This is a genomic window from Halogranum amylolyticum (assembly GCF_900110465.1).
Taxonomy (GTDB): Archaea; Halobacteriota; Halobacteria; order Halobacteriales; family Haloferacaceae; genus Halogranum; species Halogranum amylolyticum.
Genome location: NZ_FODV01000025.1, coordinates 1 through 22,834, shown reverse-complemented (window position 1 = coordinate 22,834; position 22,834 = coordinate 1). Strand labels below are relative to the sequence as shown.

29 protein-coding genes are annotated in these 22,834 nt (G+C 66.8%); 20 read left to right on the top strand and 9 right to left on the bottom strand.

Annotated features, from left to right (window positions below; genetic code table 11):
• Positions 1 to 3: 3 nt before the first annotated feature.
• Together BSG17_RS22645 and BSG17_RS22640 are read left to right on the top strand one after the other, a co-directional pair.
• Positions 4 to 396, top strand: a complete 393-nt coding sequence (locus BSG17_RS22645) for a universal stress protein (protein ID WP_170864923.1) — start codon at positions 4 to 6, stop codon at positions 394 to 396.
• Between the two features lie 278 nt (positions 397 to 674).
• The gene (locus BSG17_RS22640; RefSeq protein WP_089827705.1) at positions 675 to 1,808 is read left to right on the top strand and encodes an acyltransferase; all 1,134 of its coding nucleotides are present in this window, start codon (positions 675 to 677) and stop codon (positions 1,806 to 1,808) included.
• 277 nt (positions 1,809 to 2,085) lie between these two features.
• Here BSG17_RS22640 and BSG17_RS22635 read toward each other — a convergent pair whose 3' ends face one another.
• From BSG17_RS22635 to BSG17_RS27325, 5 genes are all read right to left on the bottom strand, one after another.
• Positions 2,086 to 3,054 (bottom strand): aldo/keto reductase, encoded by a 969-nt coding sequence (locus BSG17_RS22635; protein ID WP_089827659.1) that lies wholly within the window; start codon positions 3,052 to 3,054, stop codon positions 2,086 to 2,088.
• Positions 3,055 to 3,195: 141 nt separating this feature from the next.
• A complete protein-coding gene (locus tag BSG17_RS22630) occupies positions 3,196 to 3,525 on the bottom strand; it encodes a hypothetical protein (RefSeq protein ID WP_139246769.1) in 330 nt (109 codons plus the stop codon).
• Between the two features lie 40 nt (positions 3,526 to 3,565).
• Positions 3,566 to 3,736 carry a DUF8143 family protein gene (locus BSG17_RS27330; protein WP_170864922.1) on the bottom strand — a complete coding sequence of 57 codons (171 nt, stop codon included), beginning with the start codon at positions 3,734 to 3,736 and terminating at the stop codon, positions 3,566 to 3,568.
• Between the two features lie 129 nt (positions 3,737 to 3,865).
• A complete protein-coding gene (locus BSG17_RS22625) occupies positions 3,866 to 4,819 on the bottom strand; it encodes a M48 family metallopeptidase (RefSeq protein WP_089827657.1) in 954 nt (317 codons plus the stop codon).
• A 49-nt stretch (positions 4,820 to 4,868) separates the two neighbouring features.
• Complete coding sequence (locus BSG17_RS27325) at positions 4,869 to 5,006, bottom strand: hypothetical protein (RefSeq protein ID WP_170864921.1); 138 nt, start codon at positions 5,004 to 5,006, stop codon at positions 4,869 to 4,871.
• A 139-nt stretch (positions 5,007 to 5,145) separates the two neighbouring features.
• Here BSG17_RS27325 and BSG17_RS22615 point away from each other — a divergent pair, with 139 nt between their 5' ends.
• The 3 genes from BSG17_RS22615 (at position 5,146) to BSG17_RS22605 (ending at position 7,600) form a co-directional block, all read left to right on the top strand.
• Positions 5,146 to 5,994, top strand: coding sequence for an aldo/keto reductase (locus BSG17_RS22615; protein ID WP_089827655.1), 849 nt, complete (start codon positions 5,146 to 5,148; stop codon positions 5,992 to 5,994).
• Between the two features lie 102 nt (positions 5,995 to 6,096).
• Entirely contained in the window at positions 6,097 to 6,552 is a 456-nt protein-coding gene (locus tag BSG17_RS22610) for a YbhB/YbcL family Raf kinase inhibitor-like protein (protein ID WP_089827654.1), read from the top strand.
• A 58-nt stretch (positions 6,553 to 6,610) separates the two neighbouring features.
• Positions 6,611 to 7,600, top strand: a complete 990-nt coding sequence (locus tag BSG17_RS22605) for a sodium:calcium antiporter (RefSeq protein WP_244531676.1) — start codon at positions 6,611 to 6,613, stop codon at positions 7,598 to 7,600.
• 324 nt (positions 7,601 to 7,924) lie between these two features.
• Here the strand turns inward: BSG17_RS22605 and BSG17_RS28405 are convergent, their stop codons facing one another.
• Positions 7,925 to 8,053: a hypothetical protein gene (locus tag BSG17_RS28405; RefSeq protein WP_280141215.1), complete on the bottom strand. Its 129-nt coding sequence runs from the start codon at positions 8,051 to 8,053 to the stop codon at positions 7,925 to 7,927.
• 137 nt (positions 8,054 to 8,190) lie between these two features.
• Here BSG17_RS28405 and BSG17_RS22600 point away from each other — a divergent pair, with 137 nt between their 5' ends.
• From BSG17_RS22600 to BSG17_RS22590, 3 genes are all read left to right on the top strand, one after another.
• The gene (locus tag BSG17_RS22600) at positions 8,191 to 9,486 is read left to right on the top strand and encodes a 5'-deoxyadenosine deaminase (protein WP_089827653.1); all 1,296 of its coding nucleotides are present in this window, start codon (positions 8,191 to 8,193) and stop codon (positions 9,484 to 9,486) included.
• Positions 9,487 to 9,587: 101 nt separating this feature from the next.
• On the top strand, positions 9,588 to 9,941 hold the full coding sequence (locus tag BSG17_RS22595; RefSeq protein WP_089827652.1) for a DUF8070 family membrane protein: 354 nt from the start codon (positions 9,588 to 9,590) through the stop codon (positions 9,939 to 9,941).
• Positions 9,938 to 10,144, top strand: a complete 207-nt coding sequence (locus BSG17_RS22590) for a hypothetical protein (RefSeq protein WP_089827651.1) — start codon at positions 9,938 to 9,940, stop codon at positions 10,142 to 10,144. Before BSG17_RS22595 ends, BSG17_RS22590 begins: the two co-directional genes overlap by 4 nt.
• Before the next feature lie 88 nt (positions 10,145 to 10,232).
• Here the strand turns inward: BSG17_RS22590 and BSG17_RS22585 are convergent, their stop codons facing one another.
• On the bottom strand, positions 10,233 to 10,481 hold the full coding sequence (locus tag BSG17_RS22585; RefSeq protein ID WP_089827650.1) for a hypothetical protein: 249 nt from the start codon (positions 10,479 to 10,481) through the stop codon (positions 10,233 to 10,235).
• 137 nt (positions 10,482 to 10,618) lie between these two features.
• Between BSG17_RS22585 and BSG17_RS27320 the strand changes: the two genes are divergently transcribed.
• From BSG17_RS27320 to BSG17_RS22555, 7 genes are all read left to right on the top strand, one after another.
• Positions 10,619 to 10,774: a DUF7563 family protein gene (locus BSG17_RS27320; RefSeq protein ID WP_170864920.1), complete on the top strand. Its 156-nt coding sequence runs from the start codon at positions 10,619 to 10,621 to the stop codon at positions 10,772 to 10,774.
• Between the two features lie 486 nt (positions 10,775 to 11,260).
• Positions 11,261 to 12,508: an ABC transporter substrate-binding protein gene (locus tag BSG17_RS22580; RefSeq protein WP_089827649.1), complete on the top strand. Its 1,248-nt coding sequence runs from the start codon at positions 11,261 to 11,263 to the stop codon at positions 12,506 to 12,508.
• A gap of 1 nt (position 12,509) precedes the next feature.
• On the top strand, positions 12,510 to 14,462 hold the full coding sequence (locus tag BSG17_RS22575) for an ABC transporter permease (protein WP_089827648.1): 1,953 nt from the start codon (positions 12,510 to 12,512) through the stop codon (positions 14,460 to 14,462).
• Positions 14,462 to 15,268, top strand: a complete 807-nt coding sequence (locus tag BSG17_RS22570) for an ABC transporter ATP-binding protein (protein ID WP_089827647.1) — start codon at positions 14,462 to 14,464, stop codon at positions 15,266 to 15,268. Before BSG17_RS22575 ends, BSG17_RS22570 begins: the two co-directional genes overlap by 1 nt.
• Entirely contained in the window at positions 15,265 to 15,984 is a 720-nt protein-coding gene (locus BSG17_RS22565; RefSeq protein ID WP_089827646.1) for an ABC transporter ATP-binding protein, read from the top strand. The genes BSG17_RS22570 and BSG17_RS22565 overlap by 4 nt, the downstream gene beginning before the upstream one ends.
• A gap of 74 nt (positions 15,985 to 16,058) precedes the next feature.
• Entirely contained in the window at positions 16,059 to 17,345 is a 1,287-nt protein-coding gene (gene paaK / locus BSG17_RS22560) for a phenylacetate--CoA ligase PaaK (RefSeq protein WP_089827645.1), read from the top strand.
• Positions 17,346 to 17,432: 87 nt separating this feature from the next.
• Positions 17,433 to 17,945, top strand: a complete 513-nt coding sequence (locus BSG17_RS22555) for a hypothetical protein (RefSeq protein ID WP_089827644.1) — start codon at positions 17,433 to 17,435, stop codon at positions 17,943 to 17,945.
• Positions 17,946 to 17,958: 13 nt separating this feature from the next.
• Here BSG17_RS22555 and BSG17_RS22550 read toward each other — a convergent pair whose 3' ends face one another.
• Positions 17,959 to 18,324, bottom strand: coding sequence for a hotdog fold thioesterase (locus BSG17_RS22550; RefSeq protein WP_089827703.1), 366 nt, complete (start codon positions 18,322 to 18,324; stop codon positions 17,959 to 17,961).
• A gap of 143 nt (positions 18,325 to 18,467) precedes the next feature.
• Entirely contained in the window at positions 18,468 to 18,953 is a 486-nt protein-coding gene (locus tag BSG17_RS22545; RefSeq protein ID WP_089827643.1) for a VOC family protein, read from the bottom strand.
• 195 nt (positions 18,954 to 19,148) lie between these two features.
• Between BSG17_RS22545 and BSG17_RS27315 the strand changes: the two genes are divergently transcribed.
• The 5 genes from BSG17_RS27315 to BSG17_RS22525 all read left to right on the top strand — a co-directional run bounded on the left by BSG17_RS27315 (position 19,149) and on the right by BSG17_RS22525 (position 22,734).
• Complete coding sequence (locus BSG17_RS27315) at positions 19,149 to 19,304, top strand: hypothetical protein (RefSeq protein ID WP_170864919.1); 156 nt, start codon at positions 19,149 to 19,151, stop codon at positions 19,302 to 19,304.
• 105 nt (positions 19,305 to 19,409) lie between these two features.
• A complete protein-coding gene (pdhA, locus tag BSG17_RS22540; protein ID WP_089827642.1) occupies positions 19,410 to 20,528 on the top strand; it encodes a pyruvate dehydrogenase (acetyl-transferring) E1 component subunit alpha in 1,119 nt (372 codons plus the stop codon).
• The gene (locus BSG17_RS22535; RefSeq protein WP_089827641.1) at positions 20,525 to 21,559 is read left to right on the top strand and encodes an alpha-ketoacid dehydrogenase subunit beta; all 1,035 of its coding nucleotides are present in this window, start codon (positions 20,525 to 20,527) and stop codon (positions 21,557 to 21,559) included. The genes pdhA and BSG17_RS22535 overlap by 4 nt, the downstream gene beginning before the upstream one ends.
• A gap of 50 nt (positions 21,560 to 21,609) precedes the next feature.
• A complete protein-coding gene (locus BSG17_RS22530) occupies positions 21,610 to 21,993 on the top strand; it encodes a PaaI family thioesterase (RefSeq protein WP_089827640.1) in 384 nt (127 codons plus the stop codon).
• Positions 21,994 to 22,221: 228 nt separating this feature from the next.
• The gene (locus BSG17_RS22525; protein WP_089827702.1) at positions 22,222 to 22,734 is read left to right on the top strand and encodes a pyridoxamine 5'-phosphate oxidase family protein; all 513 of its coding nucleotides are present in this window, start codon (positions 22,222 to 22,224) and stop codon (positions 22,732 to 22,734) included.
• Positions 22,735 to 22,834: the final 100 nt, after the last annotated feature.

Below are 22,834 nucleotides of genomic sequence, written 5' to 3'. Positions count from 1 at the left end.
ACCATGGCACAGCAGACGGTTCTCCTCGCGGTCGACGACGACACCGACCGAAGCGAGAAGCAGGCGCGACTCGTGTGTGACCTCTTCGACCCCGACAACGTCCGGACGCTCGTCCACCACAACTTCCCGATGGACGACACCGAGTCGACGCTCGACGACGTCCCCGCCGTCGACGCCGCCGAGTCGGCGCTGCTCGAGGCGGGGTTCGAGGTCGAACTCTACGAGACGACCGGAAAGACGGGCGTCTCAATCGTCGACACCGCCGAGAAGTTCGACGCCGACGTCGTCTGTCTGTACGCGCGACGACGCAGTCCGACCGGGAAAGTGGTGTTCGGCAGCACCGCACAGGACGTCATCCTCAGCACCGACCGAGCGGTGTTGCTCGCGCCGAAGTGACGTCTTCCCCGGCGTGAACGCTGGGCGTTTCTCGTGTGGGGTATCGACCACCGACCCACGGAGACAACGTGCGGGTTCGGACGCCCCTCGTCGGGACGGTGAAAGCGGGGTGACTCCGGCCCGCTGTGGTCGTCGCACTTGCGAATCAGAGGGTTCTCGATCGACGAGCGAGCGACTCGATCCCCCTGTGATTCGGTAGCGTCGACCGGTTCGGGCCCCTCCGAACATCGCAGAGAGTTTAAGTGGCAGAGCGGAACCTCACGTACCTTCTGAACACGATGAGCGACAGAATACACAGCATAGATACGCTGCGTGCGATCGCGATCTTCTTCATCGTCGTCGCACACGTCCAGCCGTTTCGTGGCTTCGAAGCGTACGGAAACTACGCCTACTTCGTCTTGGACACCGTCGGTCAGTTCGACGTGCCGTTCTTTTTCGTCACGTCCGGCTACTTCTTCGCGAAGACGGTGAACGCCGACAACGTCAGAGCCGTCGTCGGCGGTGTTGCCGGAAAGCTCGGCTCCATCTATCTCTTCGGGAGACTCCTCTCCCTGGCGACAGTGACGGGGATCGCGCTCCTCGCAGGCGTCCCCGTCGCGACTGCGGTGATCGACCGTGGCCTCGGCAACTTCAGCCTGCTCGACTTCCTGTACTACGGAAGCGCGATGACCGTCCCACTGTGGTTTCTGACGGCGTTGTTCTTCTCACTCGTCTTCGTGGCGTGTTTCGTCAAGGTCGGCAAGACCCGCTATCTGCTGCCCGTCGCGGCGCTCTTTCATTTCGTCGGCATCGTCGGAACGAGCTATCCAATGCTCGTCGACGTCCCGCTCCGGACGCGTGACGCCCTCTTCTTCGGGTTCTTCTACGTCGCGCTCGGATACACGATCAGCGCGGTCGACTGGACCCCCAACGAGGACCGTAGCCACGTCTACTTCGGAGCGGTCTGTCTCTTCGCAGGCGCCCAGCTCGTCGAACAGTACGTGCTCGGCTACGTCGTCCGCGACCACGTCCTCGGAGAGGCGATATACCTGACGGAGTACACGCTCTCGACGGTGTTCTTCGTGCTCGCGCTCTTCGCGTACGCGCTCTCGAACCCGGGATGGGGGAAGAACACGGTGCTCCCGAAAGTGGGGCGACACGCTCTCGGAGTCTATCTGATCCACGTGCCGATGTTCCGCCTCATCCACGCGACGAAACGGATGTGGGCTCCGGCGATCGGGTTCGACCCGACGACGACGCTCTCGTGGCAACTGGTCGTGACGCCGCTCGTCTACGTGCTCTCGCTGGGGGGCTATCTCCTCATGGCGAAGCTGCACATCGTCGAGATCGAAGGGAGTCACACGCCGTGGCTGGCTCGTCTCCGGTCGTACGTCGTGGACGCGGCGCGAGACGGGCGTTCGAGCGACGGCTGATCTCTCGGTGCTTCGGGCGTGATCCGTCGGTACTGAAGCCTCTCGACACACGTTGGGGTGCTCGTCCGACGAGTTACGGGTCTCAGCGAAGAGACGTCCTGTGGGAGGACGTCTCGTCACCGGAATGCCGCAATTTGCGTATCAAAACTCCGAACGGCGACCTGTCCGTCGAAACAGGGCCTGAACGGGCAAATTGCGTTTGTGTTTAACGGGCAGTCCACATATATCAGTGGTGTCTAGCTGTATAGGCCGACGGACCGCAGCGAGCGCCTCACGCTCACTCGTGGCCGGAGACCGGAACCGGTTCGTACGGCTCTTCGAGGTACTCGATCTCGCTGTCGCTCAGGTCGACGTCGAACGCCTCGACGGCCGCCTCCAGATGCTCGACACTCGACGTACCGAGGATGGGAGTCGTGACGACGTCTTTGTGCAGCAGCCACGCCATCGACAGCTGTGCCATCGAGACCCCCTTCTCGTCGGCCAGCTCCTGCACGCGTTCGTTGATCTCGACGCCGCCGCCCTGCTTGTACGGGCGCCCGAGGTCGTCCTCGTGTTCGCCGCGGGTGGTCGCGTCGAACTCCTCGTGGGGGCGCGTGAGGTAGCCCGCGCCGAGCGGCGACCACGGCATGACACCGACGTCTTCCTTCGCACAGAGCGGCAGCATCTCGCGTTCCTCCTCGCGGTAGGCGAGGTTGTAGAGGTTCTGCATCGTCCGGAACCGTTCGAGACCAAGGCGGTCAGCGGTGTGGAGCGCCTCGGCGAACTGGTGGGCCCACATCGACGACGCGCCGAGATAGCGGACCTTCCCGCGTCGGACGGCGTCGTCGAGCGCCCGGAGGGTCTGCTCAATGGGCGTATCGTAGTCCCAGCGGTGGATCTGATAGAGGTCGACGGTGTCCATCCCCAGTCGGTCGAGAGAGTTCTCCAGCTCCTGTTCGATCGTCTTCCGCGAGAGACCTTCGGCGTTCTCGTGTTCGGTCGCTCCCGGGAACCGTACCTTCGTGGCGACGACCAGCTCGTCGCGGTCGTACTCGGCGAGCACGTCGCCGAGGATCGACTCGCTCTCGCCCGCAGAGTAGACGTTGGCGGTGTCGAAGAAGTTGATCCCTAACTCGATGGCCCGCTTGACGAGCTCTTCCCCCTCCTCGCGGTCGAGCATCCAGTCGTGGCTGCTCCCGAAGCTCATACAGCCGAGACAGAGGCGACTGACGGTTGTCCCCGTGTCACCGAGTGTCGTGTACTCCATGCGTGGGAGTTCTGGGGTGAGCCGTAAGTGCGTTCGCCTCGGGGAAAACCGTTCACGGCGCGGAGACGGAGCGCGGTCGCTGGCGGCGTGGGCGGGCAGGGGCGGTCGACCCGTGGCAGGAAAGGACGTCGCGGCGGGTGGCTACTCGAACGTCTCCAGCGACCCTTCGGCACGCTCGTCGAGCGCCGAGAGCACCCGCGGAGAGGTCTCCTCGCGCAACTGGACGAGGTTGTCGAGCGCCATCCGGAACGTCTCCTCCTGTTCTCTCGTGGTGCCCGACTGGAGGGCGTCCTGGATGACGAGCGACTCCTCGCGGAACGCCGTCGCGAGCGCGTCGAACTCGCGGCTCCGCGGGTGCTCCGCCTCGTCGGCGAGCGTCATCGCCAACCCCGCCAGCGTCTCCAGATTGGCCGACAGCACACTGAGCCGAGTGCGGGCGTCCATCTGCCACGTATCGGTGTCGTCGGTCACACTCTACTGTAGTGGCTCCAGCGTCTTGTCGCTTTCCGGGTTAGTCCCGTTCGTCGGCGTCGTCGACGTCCCGTCTAGCGACTCGCTCGGCCGCCATGCGGTCCATCACCGGGAGGTCGTCCGTCTCTGCGGAGACGAGAACGTACAGGGCGAACGGGGCGGCGACGGCGAGCAGGAACACGAGGAGGGCGAATCCGAACTCGGCGACCATACGTGAACCGACGGACGGTCGGAAGAAAACGGTTCGCCCCGAGGCGTCAGCGGACGACACTCCGGAGTTCGCCGAGGTCGAGCCCGTCGAGCGCGGCTTCGACGTCTCTCATAGGCTCTCTCGCCCGGGTCACCGAATAGGAATCGTCGTCGCGTCCCGACGCCGACGTTCAGCGCGCTCGGCAAGTCGCTGGACGCGGTCGTCCATCGGCGGATGAGTCGACAGCAGCCGTCCGAGCTGACTCTCTTCGGGACCGTAGATGGTCAGCGGGGACCGGAGACCCCGCGTCGGCTGTGAGGCGCGTTCGATGCGGCGGAGCGCCCGTGCCAGCGCCAGCGGGTCACCCGTGACCTCGACGGCGCGGTCGTCGGCGGCGAACTCTCGCCGACGCGAGTGGGCTCGGACGAGCAACGTCAGCCCGACGAACAACAGGGCGACGGCCTGACTGATACGGTCGCGGAGGCGGCCGAACGGTGAGGCGTTCCACTCCGCCGGCCGGCCGTTCAGCCAGCCGAACGCCCGGCCGAGCCCGGTGACGACGATGACGAACGGCAACGCGACGACGAGAACGAGTCCGACGAGCGTCCGCAGCGCGCTGTAAGCGAGCGTCTGGACGAGGCCGTCGTGGCTCTCCAGGTGGGCGAGTTCGTGGGCGACGATCGCCTCGAACTCGGCGGGCGTCAACAGCCACAGCAGCGATCGATCGAAGACGAGCGCCCCCCCGCGGGCGGTACCGAGCGCCATCGCGTTCGGCAGCTGCATCCGCGCGACGAACACCGTCGGCGGCGCGACGTCCATCTCCGCACACAGGCGGTCGAGACGCCGGTAGAGTCCGGCGCCGTACTCGCGGTCGAGTTCGACGGCGTCCATCGAGTCGAGCATCTGCGCCGTCCCGAAGCGGTAGCTGAGGAAGCCGAACAGGAGCGTCAGAACGGCCACGAGCAGCACCGTCGTCGTCAGGTCGCTGCGCGAGGAGAACACCGTCGCGAGAGCGAGGAAGCCGACGTAGGCGACGCCGAGATAGAGCATCAAGAGCGACAGCCCGACCGCGGCCATCAGAAGACGGAGTCCGAGTCGGCGCATGGCCGCCGGTAGGGACGGCGGGGGCAAACCGCTACTGGTCCCGGCGTGCTCAGAGGTCGTAGTGGTCGAGAAAGACGTCGATGATCTCGCTCTTCCGGTGGTGTTCGTGGAGATGCTCACGGAGGTGGTTTCGACCATCGCACTCGTGGTCACAGAGCGGGCAGTTGCAATGCGTATCGGTTGACATGACTGTCGAAAGGAGTTCCACGGGGAAAACCGCACCGCCGAAGGCAGACGTCCACGACGGAGAGACGTCGAGTCGATCTCTCGAGCCGATTTTTTCCCCTGCCCAAAGAGGTTACTGTCACTCGACCGACGGAGAGAGTATGACAGTCAGAAACGAGAGCGACGTGTTCCATCTCGGCGGCGAGACGCCGATCCACCGTCTGGGCTACGGCGCGATGCGGCTCACCGGCGACGACATCATCGGCGAACCGGACGACCCGGAGAACGCCCGCAAGGTGCTGCACACCGCGCTGGCACGCGGCGTCGACTTCGTCGACACCGCCGACTCCTACGGCCCCGCCGTCAGCGAGCGCCTCATCGGCGAGGCGCTCCACCCCTACCCGGACGACCTCGTCGTCGCGACGAAGGGAGGGCTGCTCCGCAACGCCGACGGCGAGTGGCTGCCGAACGGCGACCCGGACTATCTTCGAAACGCCGTGCTCGGCAGTCTCGACCGCCTACGCGTCGACACGATCGACCTCTACCAGTTCCACCGCCCGGACCCCGACACGCCGTTCGAGGACTCGGTACACGCTCTCGCGGAGCTGAAAGACGAGGGGATGATCGAACACGTCGGCCTGAGCAACGTCTCGGTCGACCAGCTCGACGAGGCGCGCGACATCGTCGACGTCGCCACCGTCCAGAACGAGTACAACGTCGGCAACCGGGAGTCCGAGGAGGTGCTCGACGCCTGTGAGGAGTCCGACGTCGGCTTCATCCCGTGGTTCCCGCTCGGCGCGGGCGACCTCGGCGAGAAGGAGTCCGTCGTCGAGGAGGTCGCGGAAGCACACGATGCGACGCCCGAGCAGATCTCGCTGGCGTGGCTGCTGCAGCACTCGCCCGTGACGCTCCCGATCCCGGGGACGTCGAGCGTCGACCACCTCGAACAGAACGTCGCCGCCGCGAGCATCGAACTGACCGACGACGAGCTGTCGCGGCTGACCGAGTGAGGAGCCGAGGAGACTGGTCGGCCGAGCGATGAGTCGACGCGCCGGCGTGCCGACGCGCTACCTCCACAACGACTATTTCCGTGCCAGTCGTTATCACACACGATGGCATCCCTCCAACTCACCAGTTCGGCGTTCGCGTCGGGCGAGCGAATCCCCGACGAGTACGGCTACCGCACGCGGAACGTCAACCCGCCGCTGTCGGTGAGTGGCGTCCCCGACGGAACCGCCTCACTGGCGCTCGTCGTCGACGACCCCGACGCGGTGGAGCCGGCCGGGAAGGTGTGGGACCACTGGATCGTCTGGAACGTCGGCCCCGAGACGACCGACATCCCCGAGGACTGGACGCCCACAGAGGCGGTCGAGGGCGAGAACTCCTACGGCGAACGCGGGTACGGCGGCCCGAACCCCCCGGACCGCGAGCACACCTACCGGTTCAGGCTGTACGCCCTCGACGCGGACCTCGACCTCGCGGCGGGCGCGACGAAGGCGGACCTCGAACGGGCGATTGAGGGCCACGTCGTCGAGGAGACGGTACTCGAGGGAACGTACGCCCCGTGAGTCGGTGGATGCGGGAGACGCAGTCCGAGGACGGCCAACGCGTCGTGACCGGCGGCCGGTGACCGCTGACGTCGGACTGCTCGGGCTGCTCGCAGTCGGGGCGGTGGCGCTCGTGGTACTCGTCGAGAGCGCCGAGATCGCCGTCGACCGAGCACTGTCGCTGGCGACGTACTACGACGTCTCGGACGTGGTCGTCAGCGTCACCGTCCTCGCCGTTGGGACGAGCCTCCCGGAACTCGCCGCCCACGTCATCGCCTCGCTGGGCATCCTCGTGGGGACACTCGACTACGGCGTGACGTCGGCGACCATCCTCGGTGGCAACATGGGGTCGTCGACGGTTCAACAGACGCTGCTCATGGGGGTGTTTCTCATCGGGTTCGGCCACGTCACGGTGACGGAGCGATTCCTCCGGACGACCTACCTCCCGATGCTCGGCGCGTTCGCGCTGACGTTCGCCGTCGCCATCGACGGCAGTTTCGGACGACTCGACGGCGTCGTCCTGCTGATCGCCTTCGCGGGGTACACGTACTACGCGCTCCGGCAGCGGGAGCGGCGCCTCCGGCTGCCGGAGACCGAGAGCACGAACGTCCGACGCGACGTGCTCGTCGCGATCGGGGCGCTGGTCGGCATCCTCGCGAGCAGCTACGTGGTGTTGGTGGTGGTGCAGGTCGTCGTCGACGAGCTCGCACTCGGCGGGTCGATGCTCGGCGTCGTCACGCTAGGGCTGGCCGCGGCGCTCCCGGAACTGTCGACCGTCGTCGACGCCATCAGGCGACGGGCCCCAAACGTCGCGCTCGGCACGCTCGTCGGGAGTAACGTCGTCAACCCGCTGGTCGGCATCGGACTCGGCGGCGTGATCTCGGGGTACCGCGTCCCCCGGTCGGTCGTCGTCTGGGATCTCCCCTTCAAGTTCGTCGTCGGCGTGGCACTGCTCGCGGTCGTCCTCCGACGCGACTCGCGGACGCTCCGCCGACACGACGGGGCGCTGCTCGTCGTCGCCTACTTCGGCTACGTGACGGTTCGGTTGCTCCTGTTCGCGACCGAGTAGCGGACGGTGCGTGACGAAGAGCGGCCACACGCTGCCGCCGCTCTTCGATCGAGATAACAGCGCGGGAGAACTGGCGTCAGGCTTCGTGTACCCCTACCCGAAGGCCTGCCGCGTCGATCCCGCGTTTCGTACTCGGTAGTGGACACACCACCGGTATATGTTTTGTGCCGCTCCGACGAACGTCGGTCGGTCCGACGGCTGGACGGTCGGTGTCGGAGAGACGCCCCTCTCCAGGGACGGCGACGCCTCTCAGCGGAGGAACGACGGCCGACGCGGACGGGCACGCGAACCGGTCGGCCGAGAACGAGAGGAGACCGAACCCGGTCAGTCGCCCGGGTTGTTGCCGCGCTGGTACTGCGCGACCATCTTCCACATCGTGTTGTCGAGGTTGTCCTCGCCCGACGCGTCCACGAGCTGCCGGTAGAGGGTGTCCGAGACGGTGATTTCTGGCATCACCCCACAGTATGACGTGAGGACATAAAGTAGTACTGTAATACGTAATCGAGTAAATAAGCGGGCGGAGCGACGGGTCGGTCGGAGGAGCGACGACTCGCCGGGTTGATGTACGAGGACCTCCTTCCCGCGGAAGGATGCTACTCAGCGGAACTGTCGTCGCCGATTCGGCGACGGTCATCGAAGACGGAGCGGTCGTCGTCGACGGGACGACCGTCGAGGCGGTCGGGGACCGAGCGGACCTCGTCGAGCGGTACACCGACCACGAGCGCCGCGACTACGACGTCGTCGCGCCCGGGATGGTCGGAAGCCACATCCACTCGGTGCAGAGTCTCGGTCGCGGCATCGCCGACGACACCGAGCTTCTGGACTGGCTGTTCGACCACATCCTTCCGATGGAGGGGTCGATGAGCGCCGCGGAGATGCGGACGGCGGCGACGCTGGGCTATCTCGAGCTCGTCGAGAGCGGAACGACCACCTGTATCGACCATCTCTCGGTGGCCCACGCCGAGGAGGCGTTCGAGGCCGCCGGCGAGGTCGGGATCCGCGCGCTCATGGGGAAGGTACTCATGGACAAAGCGGCACCCGACGACCTTCGGGAGGACACCGACGCGGCGCTCGCCGAGTCCGAGCGACTCATCCAGCAGTACCACGGTGCGTTCGGCGACCGCGTACGGTACGCGGTGACGCCGCGGTTCGCCGTCACCTGCTCGGAGGACTGTCTCCGCGGCGCACGCGATCTAGCCGACGAGTACGACGGCGTCCGGATACACACCCACGCCAGCGAGAACCGCGGCGAGATCGAGACGGTCGAAGCCGACACCGGGATGCGCAACGTCCACTGGCTGGACGAGGTGGGGCTGACGGGGGAGGACGTCGTGCTTGCCCACTGCGTCCACACCGACGAGTCCGAGCGCGAGGTGCTCGCGGAGACGGGGACGCACGTCACTCACTGCCCGTCGTCGAACATGAAGCTCGCCAGCGGCGTCGCGCCGGTGGGAGACTATCTCGACCGCGGTATCAACGTCGCGCTCGGCAACGACGGTCCGCCGTGCAACAACACGCTCGACCCGTTCACCGAGATGCGACAGGCGAGCCTGCTCCAGAAGGTCGACACGCTGGACTCGACGGCGTTGCCCGCGCGAACCGTCTTCGAGATGGCGACGGTCAACGGGGCGAAAGCCGCCGGGTTCGAACAGGTCGGCGCACTCCGGCCGGGGTGGAAGGCCGACGTCGTCGGCCTCCGTACCGACACCAGTCGGGCGACGCCGGTCCACGACGTGCTCTCGCATCTCGTCTTCGCCACCCACGGCGACGACGTCGCGTTCACGATGGTCGACGGCGACGTGCTCCTCGACGACGGCGAGGTCGTCGGCGTCGACGCCGAGGCAGTCCGTGAGCAGGCACGAGAGTACGCCGAGAAGTACACGTAGCGCAAACGCGAGCCCAGTGGGGCGATCTGGAAGCGTTCCCGATCAACGGCGGCCGTGACGCCGCAAGAGATTTATTTTCGACTCTGTGAGTTTCCGTACAGATGTCGTCGACAGCGCTCGCCAGGGCGGTCGGACTCTACACCGTCGCGCTGGCGCTCGGTACCGTCGCCGTCGCGGTGTCGCTCGTCGGTTCGGGGCTGCTCGTTCTCGGTCTCGCCGCGCTCGGACTGCTGTTGGCCGTCCTCGGCGGTGCGAGCGGCGGGTCGGTCGACTCGGGACTCCCCAACAGCCAGTCGACGTCGTTCGGACTCGGAGAGAGCGTGAGCGTCGCCAACGAGGGCAGTGGGTCGACGTCGTGGCGACTCCCCGGCCGCGTGACGCTGTTGTTCTACGGCGCCGGACTCGCCATCTGGAGCGTACTCGCGCTGGCGACGCTCGGAGGCCGGTTGTCGTGACCGGCGTCGACCCGCCGCTGTCGGACGACCTCTGGGAGGACGACGTACCGGAGGCGCCGACCGCACGCCCCGAGGCGGAACTCGTCGCCGACGCGATGGCGGCGTTCTCGCTGTCGAAGTCGGAGGCAGAGGAGTTGGTCGCAGCGTACACCCCCCGGCAGGTCGAAACGCTGCTGTTGCGTCACTGGCGGCAGTCGGAGTAGCCAGGGGGTATCGTCGTCGGCCGGTGGCACGGCGAGCCTCGGCTGGCTCCCGTCGCCAGTTTTCACGAGAGACCGTCGAGAATCTCTCTCAGTCGCCGCCCTCGGCCTCGCCGGTCAGTTCGTTTATCGTTCTGACGAGGTCGATCACCGTCTCGAGGAACTGGTCGATCTCGCGCATCGTCTCTTCGAGCCCACTCAACGTGTCGCCGTCGGCCTGTTGGACCGCCTCGTCGCCCACTGACGCCGTCGGAGTGGTGGCTGTCGACGCCGGTGCGACGCCGACGGTCGCAACGACCAACAGACAGGCGATCGCGACACCGCTCGCTCGAACGTTCATACAAGTACTCTCGGGGGGAATCACGTAGTCGCTACGGCCGTCGACGCGGGTCGACGACGTCGAACTCGTGTGAATCGTCGTTCCCCAAACTGTTTTGGCATGACGACTATCCCTGTACATTTCCTTACGAACTATGTATGCCGGAATGCAGCAACTGTGGGTCGTTCGTCACCGTGGACTACGTGCGCGTCTTCGCGCCGAACCAGATGGCCAACCCCCGGGTCTGTCCGCACTGTGAGGACATGGTCCGTGACGGACCCGACGTTCGAGAGGCTCGCAGCGTCCGACAGTAACGACCGAGCCGACGCATCGATCCGATAGACGCGCTATCGCGAAATCACTCTCGACCGTTCTCCGACGCAGCTACCCCGCCGAGCGGAGCGACCGTGCCGGGCGGCTCCCGGGAACTGGATCGATCACCGCCCTCAATCAACTCTCCGCGGTGCTCGCCACCGTGGAAATTTTTAAAATTTTTAAAATTTTTCTGTGTCCTAAATAGCCACAGCGAAGTTAAATCGGTCGACTAGGAGCAGTCGGTGCGGAGACGCCGTGTCGCGTTTGCGGTCTAGAATTTGACGAGCGATCACTTCTTGGCGAGTCGATCAGACGCCTCGGGAGACAGGAGAGACGTCGACCCGGTCTCGACCTGCCGCTGTGACGCCGGGAGGTAGCGACCGACGGACGCGGGACCGACCTCCGTCGACCGGTTCTTTCAGCCTCCGCGTCGACTCACTGAATACAATGATTAATATAGAGGTATCCCTTCGATTCGTTTGGTTATGAGTAGCAAGCCCCACAGAGAGCAGACAGACTCGGTCTCGACCAACAGACGTCGGTTCCTCGCGGGCGTCGGTGCGACGGGAGTCGCGGGACTCGCGGGCTGTCTCGGCAGCGTCGGCGGCGGCGGTGGCAACAGCATCACCTACGGTGCGTTGAACCCGATCTCGGGTGCGTACAGCAGTCTCGGTCCGGCCCAGCGGCGGGGGTCGGAGCTCGCGGTCCAACAGCTCAACGAGAGCGACGAGTTCGACGTCGAGATCGACCTGGTGACGGCGGACACCGAGACCGACCCGACGCAGGCCCAGCAGGCGGCCGAGCGACTCGTCAGTCGGGACGGTGCGGACTATCTCGTCGGTGCCATCTCCAGTTCTGTCGCCATCGCGCTCAACGACTTCGCGCAGAGCGAGGAGGTGATCTACAACCCCGGTGCGGCGGCCGTCCCGGTCACCGGCGAGAACTGCAACGAGTACGTCTTCCGGTTCGAGACGAACACCGCGCAGGTCGCGGAGGCGGTCTCGGAGTACACGGTACAGAACCTCGGCACCAAGGTGTGGTTCCACATCGCCGACTACGCCTACGGAGAGTCGGTACTCAACCGCGTCCGCTCGCGGATGGAGGAGGCCGACGCGAGTCTGGAGGTCGTGGGCACCTCCCGCTCGCAGTTGGGTGCGAGCAACTTCGACTCGTTCATCTCCGATATCGCGAACTCCGAGGCCGAAGTCGCCGTCTTGGGGATGACCGGCGGCGACCTCATCAACTTCGTCAACCAGGCGAACGACCAGGGGCTGAAAGAGCAGGTGAACCTGATGAGCCCGACGATGAGCTTCCAGGTCGTCCGCGGCGCGCTCGGCCCGGCCGCCGTCGGCACGTACGGCGGCGTCCGCTACCTCCCGAAGCTGGAGACCGGCGACAACCAGCAGTTCGTCCAGGCGTACCGCGAGGAGTTCGACGCCGACCCCGACAACTTCTCTCGCGTCGGCTACGAGTCCATCCGGATGACCGTCCGCGGCATCGCCGAGGCAGGGTCGACCGACCCCACCGAGGTCAAAGACACCCTCGCAGGGATGCAGATGCCCACCATCTTCGGGCAGAACCAGTTCCGCACCTGCGACCAGCAGGCGGAGAACCCGACGTGGATGGGCGAACTCGTCGAGGGCGACGGCGAGATGGCCGACGTGAAGCTGCTGAGCAAGGTCGACGGACCGAACACGCTCCCAGACTGCAGCGAAACGGGCTGCAGTCTCTAAGATGGCCGTTGGTACCGCCCTGCTGGAGCAGGTGCTGAACGGACTCACCATCGGGATGGTGTACGTCCTGCTCGCGGCGGGGCTCTCGATCATCTTCGGCGTGATGGACGTCATCAACTTCGCCCACGGCGAGTTCTTCGCGCTCGGCGCGTACTTCGCGTTCGCGCTCGCCGTCGGCGCCGGTCCGGGCGGCTTCTGGATCGCGCTGCTCGTCGCGCCGCTACTCATCGCCGTCCTCGGCGCGGGCGTCGAGCGGTTTACCATCAGACCACTCTACGGCCGCAACCCGCTCTATCACATCCTCCTGACGTTCGGACTCGTCCTCATCTTCAAAGATCTCATCGACCTGATCTGGGGGACCCAACCCCGGCAGATCGCCCGCCCGGACGTACTCTCGGGGACGGTCGAACTGTTCGGCTTCGGCTACGCCGTCTACAGCTACTTCGTCATCGCCGTCGGCGCGGTCATCGCCCTCGGGACGTGGCTCGCACTCACCAAGACCCGCTACGGCCTCGTTATCCGTGCGGGGTCGATGGACCGCGACATGGTGCGCTATCTCGGCATCGACATCGACCGCTACTACACCGTCGTCTTCGCGTTCGGGGCCGCGCTGGCCGCCGTCGGCGGTATCGTCCTCGCTGGTCGCCAGAGCGTCAGCCCCGGGATGGGCGACCTCGTCATCATCCCGGCGTTCATTATCGTCGTGCTCGGCGGTCTCGGCAGCTTTCGGGGAGCCGTCGTCGGCGGTCTCGCGGTCGGCGTCATCCAGACGCTGATGCGGAGTTTCGTCCCCGCGCTGGAGGGGCTCGCCGTCTTCCTCTTGATGATCCTCGTGCTCCTCGTCCGCCCGCAGGGGCTGTTCGGCAACCCCGAGTGGGGGAGCCACGGCGACGAGGGGAAACTGCTCACCGCCGGCGGACACGGCGTGCTCACCCCGGAGCTCCGGCGGTGGCTCGGCATCGGCGTCGTCGCCGCACTCGCCGTCCTCCCGCTCGCACTCGGCCTCGTCGGCCAGTCGTACTACGTCAACACGCTCCTCGTCAACATCCTCGTCTGGGCGCTGTTCGCGCTGAGCCTCGACTTCGTGATGGGATACGCTGGACTCGTCTCGCTCGGCCACGTGCTGTTCTACGGCGTGGGTGCCTACGCGTCGGTACTGGTGCTCATCCATCTCGTCCCCTCGCTGTTCCTCGCGCTCGCCGTCGGCATCTGTCTGAGCGTCGTCGTCGCGTGGGTGGTCGGCCACCTCTCGATTCGGGTGGCGGGCGTCTACTTCGCGATGATCACCCTCGGCTTCGCCGAACTGTTCCACAGCGCCGTCTTCAAGTTCGAGTTCACCGGCGGCGACAACGGACTCTTCGGTATCGACCCGGTGTACGGGCTCGCGAGCGGTCCCGAGGTCGGTAGTGTCGAGATCATCGGCGGGGTCGAACTGTACTACTACGTCGTGCTCGTGCTCGTCGTCGGCTCGTACCTGCTGGCTCGCCAGCTCATGCGCGCCCCCTTCGGGAGCGTGCTGCAGTCGATCCGCGAGAGCGAACAGCGCACGGAGTTCATCGGCTACGACGTGACTGCGTACAAGCGCCGGGCGTTCGTCGTCAGCGGCGGTCTCGCGTCCCTTGCAGGCGGTCTCGCAGCGGTCTCGACCGGTGGCGTCGCCCCGTCGTTCCTCGCGTGGATCAAGTCGGGTGAGGTCATCGTCATGACCATCCTCGGCGGGATGGGGACGCTCTACGGTCCGATGCTCGGAGCGGGGGTGTTCTTCGTCGCCAAGGAAGCCCTCCTGGGGTTCACCGAGCAGTGGCAGGGCGTGCTGGGCGTGCTGTTCGTGCTGTTCGTCATCTTCGTCCCGCGCGGGCTGGTCTCGCTACCCGGCGTGCTCGCGGCGCGGTTCGGGGGTCGCACGCGGGGGCCGGACGTCGTCGCCGACGACGACGTGGAGGTGACCGACTGATGGCGACGACCACGAGCGGCGACGACGTCGGCGACGCCGACACTACGGACACCGTCCTCGAGACACGCGATCTCGTCCGGCGGTTCGGCGAACTCGTCGCCACCGACGAGGTGAACCTCCGCGTCGAACGCGGGGAGTTCCGCAGCGTCATCGGACCGAACGGGGCCGGGAAGACGACGCTTTTCAACCTCATCTCCGGCGCGCTCGCGCCCACCTCCGGGCAGGTCGTCTTCGAGGGCGAGGACGTGAGCGGGCTCGCGCCGCACGAGCGCGTCCGCCGCGGCATCGGCCGGTCGTTCCAGATCACGAACGTCTTCGCCGGACGCAGCGTCCGCGAGAACGTCCGCGTGGCCGCCCAGTCGGTGTTCGACGACCGCATCTCGTTCCGCGATCGGTTTCTGCGCGGGGCCGACGAGTTCGACGACGTCAACGAACGGACCGAGTGGACGCTCGAACGGGTCGGGCTGGCGGACAGAGCGGAGGAACGCGCCGGGTCGCTCGCCTACGGTGACCGCCGTCGCCTCGAGATCGGCCTCGTGTTGGCGACCGACCCGCAGGTCGTCCTGTTGGACGAACCGACGGCGGGAATGAGTCGCGAGGAGACGCGGGCGACGATGCGCCTCATCGACGAGGTGCTCGCCGACCGCACCCTGCTCCTGATCGAACACGACATCGATCTCGTGATGAACGTCTCCGACCGCATCACCGTCCTCGACCGCGGACGGGAGTTGGCGACGGGGACGCCCGAGGAGGTGGCCGCGAACGAGGCGGTGCAGGCGGCGTATCTCGGAGGTGAGCGACGGTGAGCGACCCGCTTCTCGAACTGCGTGACGTGGAGGCGGGGTACGGCGAGACGCAGGTGTTGGAGGGCGTCTCGCTGGACGTCCACGCGGGCGAGACCGTCGCGCTCGTCGGTCGAAACGGCGTCGGCAAAACCACCACCCTGCGGTCGATCCTGGGGGCGGTGACGCCGACGGGCGGCCGGATCAGCTACGACGGCGAGGAGATCACGGCGATCGACCCCGTCGAGACGGTCAGACGCGGCGTCGGCATCGTCCCCGAGGAACGGCGGGTGTTCCCAGGGCTCTCCGTCGAGGAGAACCTCCGAATCGGCAGCTACGGCGGCAGCGACACGCCGAACCGCCGCAGCGTCGACGAGGTGCTCGACACCTTCGAGAACCTCTCGCGGCGACGCGAGTCCCGCGGCGTCGACCTCAGCGGCGGCGAACAGCAGATGCTCTCGATCGGCCGCGCGCTCGTCGCCGGCGCGGACCTGCTGATGCTGGACGAACCGACCGAGGGGCTCGCACCGCTCATCGTCGAGCGCGTCGTCGACCTCGTCGAGGAGATCAACGACGAGGGGATCACCGTCCTGCTCGTCGAACAGAACGTCGCCGTCGCGCTCGAGTTGGCCGATCGAGTCTACATCCTCGACAAGGGGACCGTCGTCTACGAGGGGACGCCGGCCGAGTTGGAGGCCGACGAACGCATCCTCGACCGCTATCTCGGCGTCAGCGTCTAAGACCGACTTTTTTCGACCGACGCGCCAGTGAGTGACACGCAAACGTATTTAACGGTAGAGGGTAGCGATTCTGTATGGTCTATAATGAGGTAGAAACCGCACCACGGGAGGACCTCCACGAACTGCAGAGCGAGCGCCTCCGGGAGACGGTCGCTCACGCCTACGAACACGTCGACCACTACCGCGAGGCGCTGGACGAGGCGGGCGTGTCGCCCGCGGACGTCGAGAGCGTCGACGACATCTCGAAGTTGCCGTTCACGCGGAAAGAGGACTTCCGCGACGAGTACCCCGACGGGATGTTCGCCGTCGACTGGGCCGACGTCCGGCGCATCCACGCCTCCTCGGGGACGACCGGGAAGCCGAAGGTCGTCTCCTACACAGAGGAGGACCTCGACGTCTGGCGCGAGGTGATGGCCCGGTCGCTCTACGCGGCGGGCGTCCGCGAGGGCGACATCGTCCAGAACGCCTACGGCTACGGCCTCTTTACCGGAGGGCTTGGCTTCCACGACGGGATCCAGGAGTTAGGCGCCTGCGTCGTCCCGACGAGCGGCGGCAACACGGCCCGGCAAATCGACATGCTGCAGGACCTCGAGAGCGACGTGCTCTGCTGTACGCCCTCGTACTGTCTCTACCTCGCGGAGGCCGCCGAGAAGCGCGGCATCGACGTGCGAGAGCTCCCGCTGTCGACGGTGGTCATCGGCGCGGAGCCGTTCACCGACCCGATGCGCGAGGAGATCGAGGCGGCGCTGGGCGTCACCGCCGTCGACGTCTACGGCCTCTCTGAGATCATCGGCCCGGGCGTCTCCATCGAGTGCGCCCACGCCCAGGACGGCCTCCACATCTGGGAGGACCACTTCTATCCCGAGGTCGTCGACCCCGCGACGGGCGAGGTGTTGCCCGAGGGCGAGGAGGGGGAGCTGGTGTTGACGACGCTGTCGAAGCAGGCGCTGCCCGTCCTTCGCTACCGTACGGGCGACATGACGACGCTGAACTCCGAGACGTGCGAGTGCGGTCGGACCTGCGTCCGCATGGGCAACGTCACCGGCCGGGCGGACGACCTGCTGATCGTCCGCGGCGTCAACGTCTATCCGAGTCAGATCGAGGAGGTGATGCTCAACCTCGAGGAGGTGGCCCCGCACTACCGGATCGACCTCCGGCGCGAGAACAACCTCGACCGCCTCGAACTGACGGTCGAACACCACGAGGACTACGACGAGTCGAACGAGTCGCTCCGCAAGGAGGTACAGACGAGACTGGAGGACGTCCTCGACGTGAAACCCGACAGCCTCGACATCGTTCCCCCCGGCCAGATCGGCCGGACCGAGGTCGGGAAGGTCCAGCGCGTGTACGACCACCGCTGAGCGGGACACTCGCCTTTCACCGGTCGCGTCGACGGCGAGAGCGGAGTTATGCTGGTTGCTAGCGTAGCACACATAGAGGGAGAGAGGATGTCGTCAGTTCACGTCACACAACCCCGTGTCTGGGTCGCCGCCGTCCTCGCCGGTCTCGTCGGCGGCGTCGGCATGGGGATCGTTCTGCACAGTACGACGAACGCGATGCCGCTCCTCGGGGCGCTGTACGGGCAGCCGACGGTGGTCGGGGGGTGGCTGGCGCATCTGTTCAACAGCGTCGTCTTCGCGCTCGCGTTCGCGGCCGCGGTCACGCTGACGCCGCTGCGCGACTACGCGCGTAGCGTCGCCACGTGTGCCGGTCTCGGCGTCGGCTACGGCGCGCTCCTCGGCGTCGTCACCGGCGGACTCGTGCTCCCGGTAGCGCTGAACCTTGTCGGTGCGACGGCGCTCCCAGTCCCGCTGTGGCCGGTTCCGGGCGGGTCGTTCGCGTTCGGCATCTTCCTCGCCATCGGGCATCTCGTGTACGGACTCGGCCTCGGTGCGGCGTTCGGCGTCGCGCTGGCCGTCCTCCCCACGGGGGCCGAGACGGAGACGATCGCCGAACACTGAGCGTCGAAGCGAGTCAGGGCCGGTAGACCCGTCCACGGAACGTCGCGAGTCGCTCGCCGTCGCCCTCGGTGGTGAGCACGACCTCGTACTCGCCGGTCCGCCTCGTCAGGTGCGTCTCCGTCGCCGTCGCGAGGACCGTCGTCCCGACGTCGACGGCGGACAGATAGGAGATGTTCGTCTCCAGCGCCACCGCCGTCTCGCCGTGGCTGTTGGAGGCGGCGGCGAACGCGGCGTCGGCCAGCGAGTAGATGGCGCCGCCGTGCGGCGTCCCGTGGAAGTTAACCAGATCGTCGGTGAGCGTCAGCGCCGTCGTCGCCGACCCGGGGCCGAGTTCACGGAGTTCGATACCGAGCGTCGCACAGTAGGGGTCCGACTCGATGCGCTCGCGGACGTCGGCGTCGACCGACTCGTCGGTCGGGTCGTCGCTCGTCGATCCGGTAGTCGCCGAGTCAGTCGCTTGGTCGTCGGACGTCGGATCGCCCGTCGAGTCGTTGGATGTCGCGTCGCCCGTCGAGTCGTCGGTCATCGCTCACCCTCCAGCGGGACGCCGCCGACGTAGGCGGCGGCAGGGCCGCCGTGACGCGCCGCGTAGCCCTCGTGGTACTCCATCAGTTGGAACAGCACCCCCGTCGGGTTGCGCGGCGAGACGAACGCCTCGGTCCAATCGTCGCGCTCGGTGACGTCGACGACGCGTACGTCGGCCGCTTCGAGCGCCTCGACGACGGCCCCCAGGTCGGCGACTTCGAGCGTGACGTGGTGGACGCCGGGGCCGTGTTCGGCGAGGAAGTCGGTGAGGAAGCTCTCCTCGCCGCCCTCGCGCGGGGAGACGAGTTCGAGCCGCGAAGCCCCGCCCAGTTCGTAGGTCCCCCAGGTGAACGACCCGTCGGGACTCGGCTCTTCGTGTCGCTTCACGGCTCCGAGAACCGAGAGCACCGCCTCCGCTTCCGGCACCGACTCGACGGCGATACCGACGTGGTCGACACGGATCGGTGTGTCGTGTGTGGACATGGTTGACGACTCGGCGCGCGCACCTTAACCGTACCCACGGCGTGTCAGCCGGAACCCGTTCCGAGCTAGACCGTCGTTTCTGTAGGAAAGTCCACGATATCCCGTCGTTCTTTTGGCTATTTCGAGGAACTGCCGACGACTCTGTGATATCGTATCCCACACAATAGTTAATACAGTTTAGAGAGATGTCAGACCATGGACTCCGCCAGTCCGTCCGCCGACCGCACCGTTGGCAGTGACCGCCTCCGAACGCAGCCGGAGCAGACACTGGCGGGGAAACTTTTCGCGACACACTGGACGACAGGTCGGTTCGACACCGAACCCACCGACGGCTCGCTGAAACGCCGGTAGCCACGCGTTCGCGGTGCGTCGCAGACGACGACGAGCGACGACGAAGCGGACAGCGCACGGACGACAGAACCACGACCACCAGCCATCCAGACCTACGACCACGATATGAGCGTACTCGACCACTCGACCGACGACTCGCCACGGTATCAGCTCTTGACCCCCGACGGGTCGAGAACCGACGAACCACTGCCCGACGACCTCGACGACGACACCCTGTTGGGCATCTACGAACATATGCGGCTGGCCCGCCGCTTCGACGAACGGGCGGTCAGCCTGCAGCGACAGGGCCGCATCGCCACCTACGCCCCGCTCGCCGGACAGGAGGCCTCCCAGGTCGCCAGCGCGTACGCGCTGGACGCCCAAGACTGGCTCTACCCGACCTACCGCGACCACGCCGCGAAGGTCGTCCGGGGCGTCCCCGTCCGGTCGCTGCTGTTGACGATGATGGGCCACGGCGACGGCTACGCCGTCCCCGAGGACGTCAACGTGATGCCCGAGTACATCCCCATCGCGACGCAGATCCCGCAGGCGGCGGGCGCGGCGATGGCGTCGCGCTATCTCGACGAGGACAGCGTCTACTGCTGTTACTTCGGCGACGGGGCGACGAGCGAGGGCGACTTCCACGAGGGGCTGAACTTCGCCGGCGTCTTCGACGCGCCGGTCGTCTTCTTCTGCAACAACAACCAGTGGGCCATCTCCGTGCCGCGCGAACAGCAGACCGCCAGCGAGACCATCGCCCAGAAGGCCGACGCCTACGGCTTCGACGGCGTGCAGGTCGACGGGATGGACCCGCTGGCCGTCTACGTCGCTACCCGCGAGGCCGTCGAGAAGGCGCGGAACCCGAGTCCGGGCGAGGCCCGCCCGACGCTCATCGAGGCGGTGCAGTACCGCTTCGGCGCACACACCACCGCCGACGACCCGGACGTCTACCGCGAGGGCGTCCCCGACGAGTGGCGCGAGCGCGACCCGATCCCTCGGTACGAGACGTTCCTCCGGGAGACGGGCCGACTCGACGACGAGACCGACGACGCCATCTCCGACCGCATCGAGGAGCGACTCGCCGACGCCATCGAGGCCGCCGAGTCCACGACGCCCGAACCCGTCTCGGCGATGTTCGACCACGTCTACGAGGAACCGTCGCCCGAACTCGAACGCCAGCGCGAGGAGTTGGAACAGCTCGTCGAGCGCTACGGCGAGGACGCCTTCCGGAGGGATCACTCGTGAGCCTCGCGTCGAACGGTCGGGGCGACGGTGAGTCCGACGGCGAACACGAGCAGTTGACGCTCGTCGACGGCGTCCGCGAGGCGCTGCGGGCAGAGATGCGACGCGACGACCGCGTGCTCGTGCTCGGCGAGGACGTCGGCAAGAACGGCGGCGTCTTCCGCGCGACCGGCGGGTTGTACGACGAGTTCGGCTCCGCCCGCGTCGTCGATACGCCGCTGGCGGAGTCGGGTATCGTCGGCACGTCCATCGGGATGGCGACGAAGGGGCTTCGTCCCGTCGCTGAGATGCAGTTCATGGGGTTCATCTACCCCGCGTTCGACCAGATCGTCTCCCACGCCGCGCGCCTCCGCAACCGGAGTCGCGGGCGGTTCACCTGTCCGCTGGTCGTCCGCGCCCCCTACGGCGGCGGCATCCGCGCGCCCGAACACCACTCGGAGTCGATGGAGGCGCTGTTCGCCCACCAGCCAGGATTGAAAGTGGTCGTCCCGAGCACACCGCGCGACGCCTACGGCCTGCTCCGGGCGTCGATCCGCGACCCCGACCCCGTCGTCTTCCTCGAACCGAAGCGCATCTACCGCTCGTTCCGCGAACCGGTCGCCCTCGATGCAGAGCCAGCCGAACTGGGGAAGGCGACCGTCCGCCGCGAGGGGTCCGACGTCTCGGTGTTCACCTACGGATCGATGGTGCCGGAGGCGTTGGAGGCCGCCGAGATGGCCGAGGAGGACCTCGGTGTCGACGTCGAAGTGGTCGATCTGCGAACGCTGTCACCGCTGGACCGCGAGTCGATAGTCGCCTCGCTGAAACGGACGGGGCGGGCCGTCGTCGTCCACGAGGCACCGCTCTCCGGCGGGTTCGGCGGCGAGATCGTCAGCGCTCTGCAGGAGGACGGGCTCTACCACCTCGAAGCACCGATCAAGCGCGTCGCCGGGTTCGACACGCCCGTCCCGCTGCACGCGCTGGAGGACTTCTACCTGCCCGCACCGGTGCGCATCGCCGAGGGGATCCGCGAGACGGTCGAAGCCGAACCGTAACCCGAGTAGGTCGTCCCTATTTTTAAGTCGAGCGGGAGAGACGCTCACGCATGGACATCGAGCAGTTCTTCGAGACGATGCCGTTCGCCGACCTGCTGGGCGTGGAAGTGACCGAGGCGGAAGACGGCCACGCCGAAGGTCGCGTCGAGATGCGCGAGGAGTTGTCGTGGAACAGCGAGAAGCAGATGGCCCACGGCGGCGTCACGTTCACACTGGCAGACACGGTGGGCGGCGCGGCGCTCGTCTCGCTGGTCGACCAACCCGTCCCGACGATCGACATGCGCATCGACTATCTGAACGCCGGCACCGGCGACCTCCGGGCGGTGGCGGACGTCATCCGTCTCGGCGGCGACATCGGCGTCGTCGACGTCGACGTCTACACCGAAGACGACGAACGCGCCGCGCAGATCCGCGGCGTCTACAAGACGGGGTAGCGCGGCGATTACACGACCGAAGCGGCGGGGCGGCGCAGCGTGGGGCGGCGCGGGACGACACGGCGAAAGGGTGAGTGGTGGAGAGGGGGGTGTGGGGGGAGAGGAGGCGAGCGGGAAAACGAGGGGTTCGTTCGCCGCGACGCCGTCGGCTCGGCCTGGTCGTTCGGTGTCGAACGCACACGTCAGGCGAGCGAACGCCTCAAGAGGAACAACGGCGGAGAGACAGCGATGACGAGTTCAGAGAGACGAGACGAGGAACCTCCCGACGCGACCCGGAGCAGACCCCAGACCGAGGAGAGTTACGGCATTCCCGAGAGTAGCGACGGGTTACTCCCGTGGTCGTTCGTCGCGGAGACGATGGCCGACGACCACAGCTACTGGGTATCGACGACGCTGCCAGACGGTCGCCCGCACGCCCGTCCGGTCTGGGGCGTCTGGGTCGACGGAACCATCCACTGCGGCGGCGGCGAGAAGACCCGATGGGTGCGGAACCTCGCGCACAACGACGCGATCACGGTCCATCGCGAGGACGCCGAGACGGTCGTCATCGTCGAGGGGACCGCAGAGCGCTACACCGAGGGCGAGACCGACCCCGAGATTCTGAGGCGCATCGACGACGCCTACGAGGCGAAGTACGGGGTTCGACACGGGACGCCCGTCTTCGCGGTCCGACCGACGCGCGTGCTGGCGTGGAGCGACTACCCGAGCGACGCGACGCGGTGGACGTTCGGCGACGAGTGAGCACGGAAGAGGAAAAGGAGATGAGAGGGGTCTGGGGAGAGAAGAGGAAAAGGAGATGAGAGGGGTCTGGGGAGAGAAGAGGAAAAGGAGATGAGAGGGG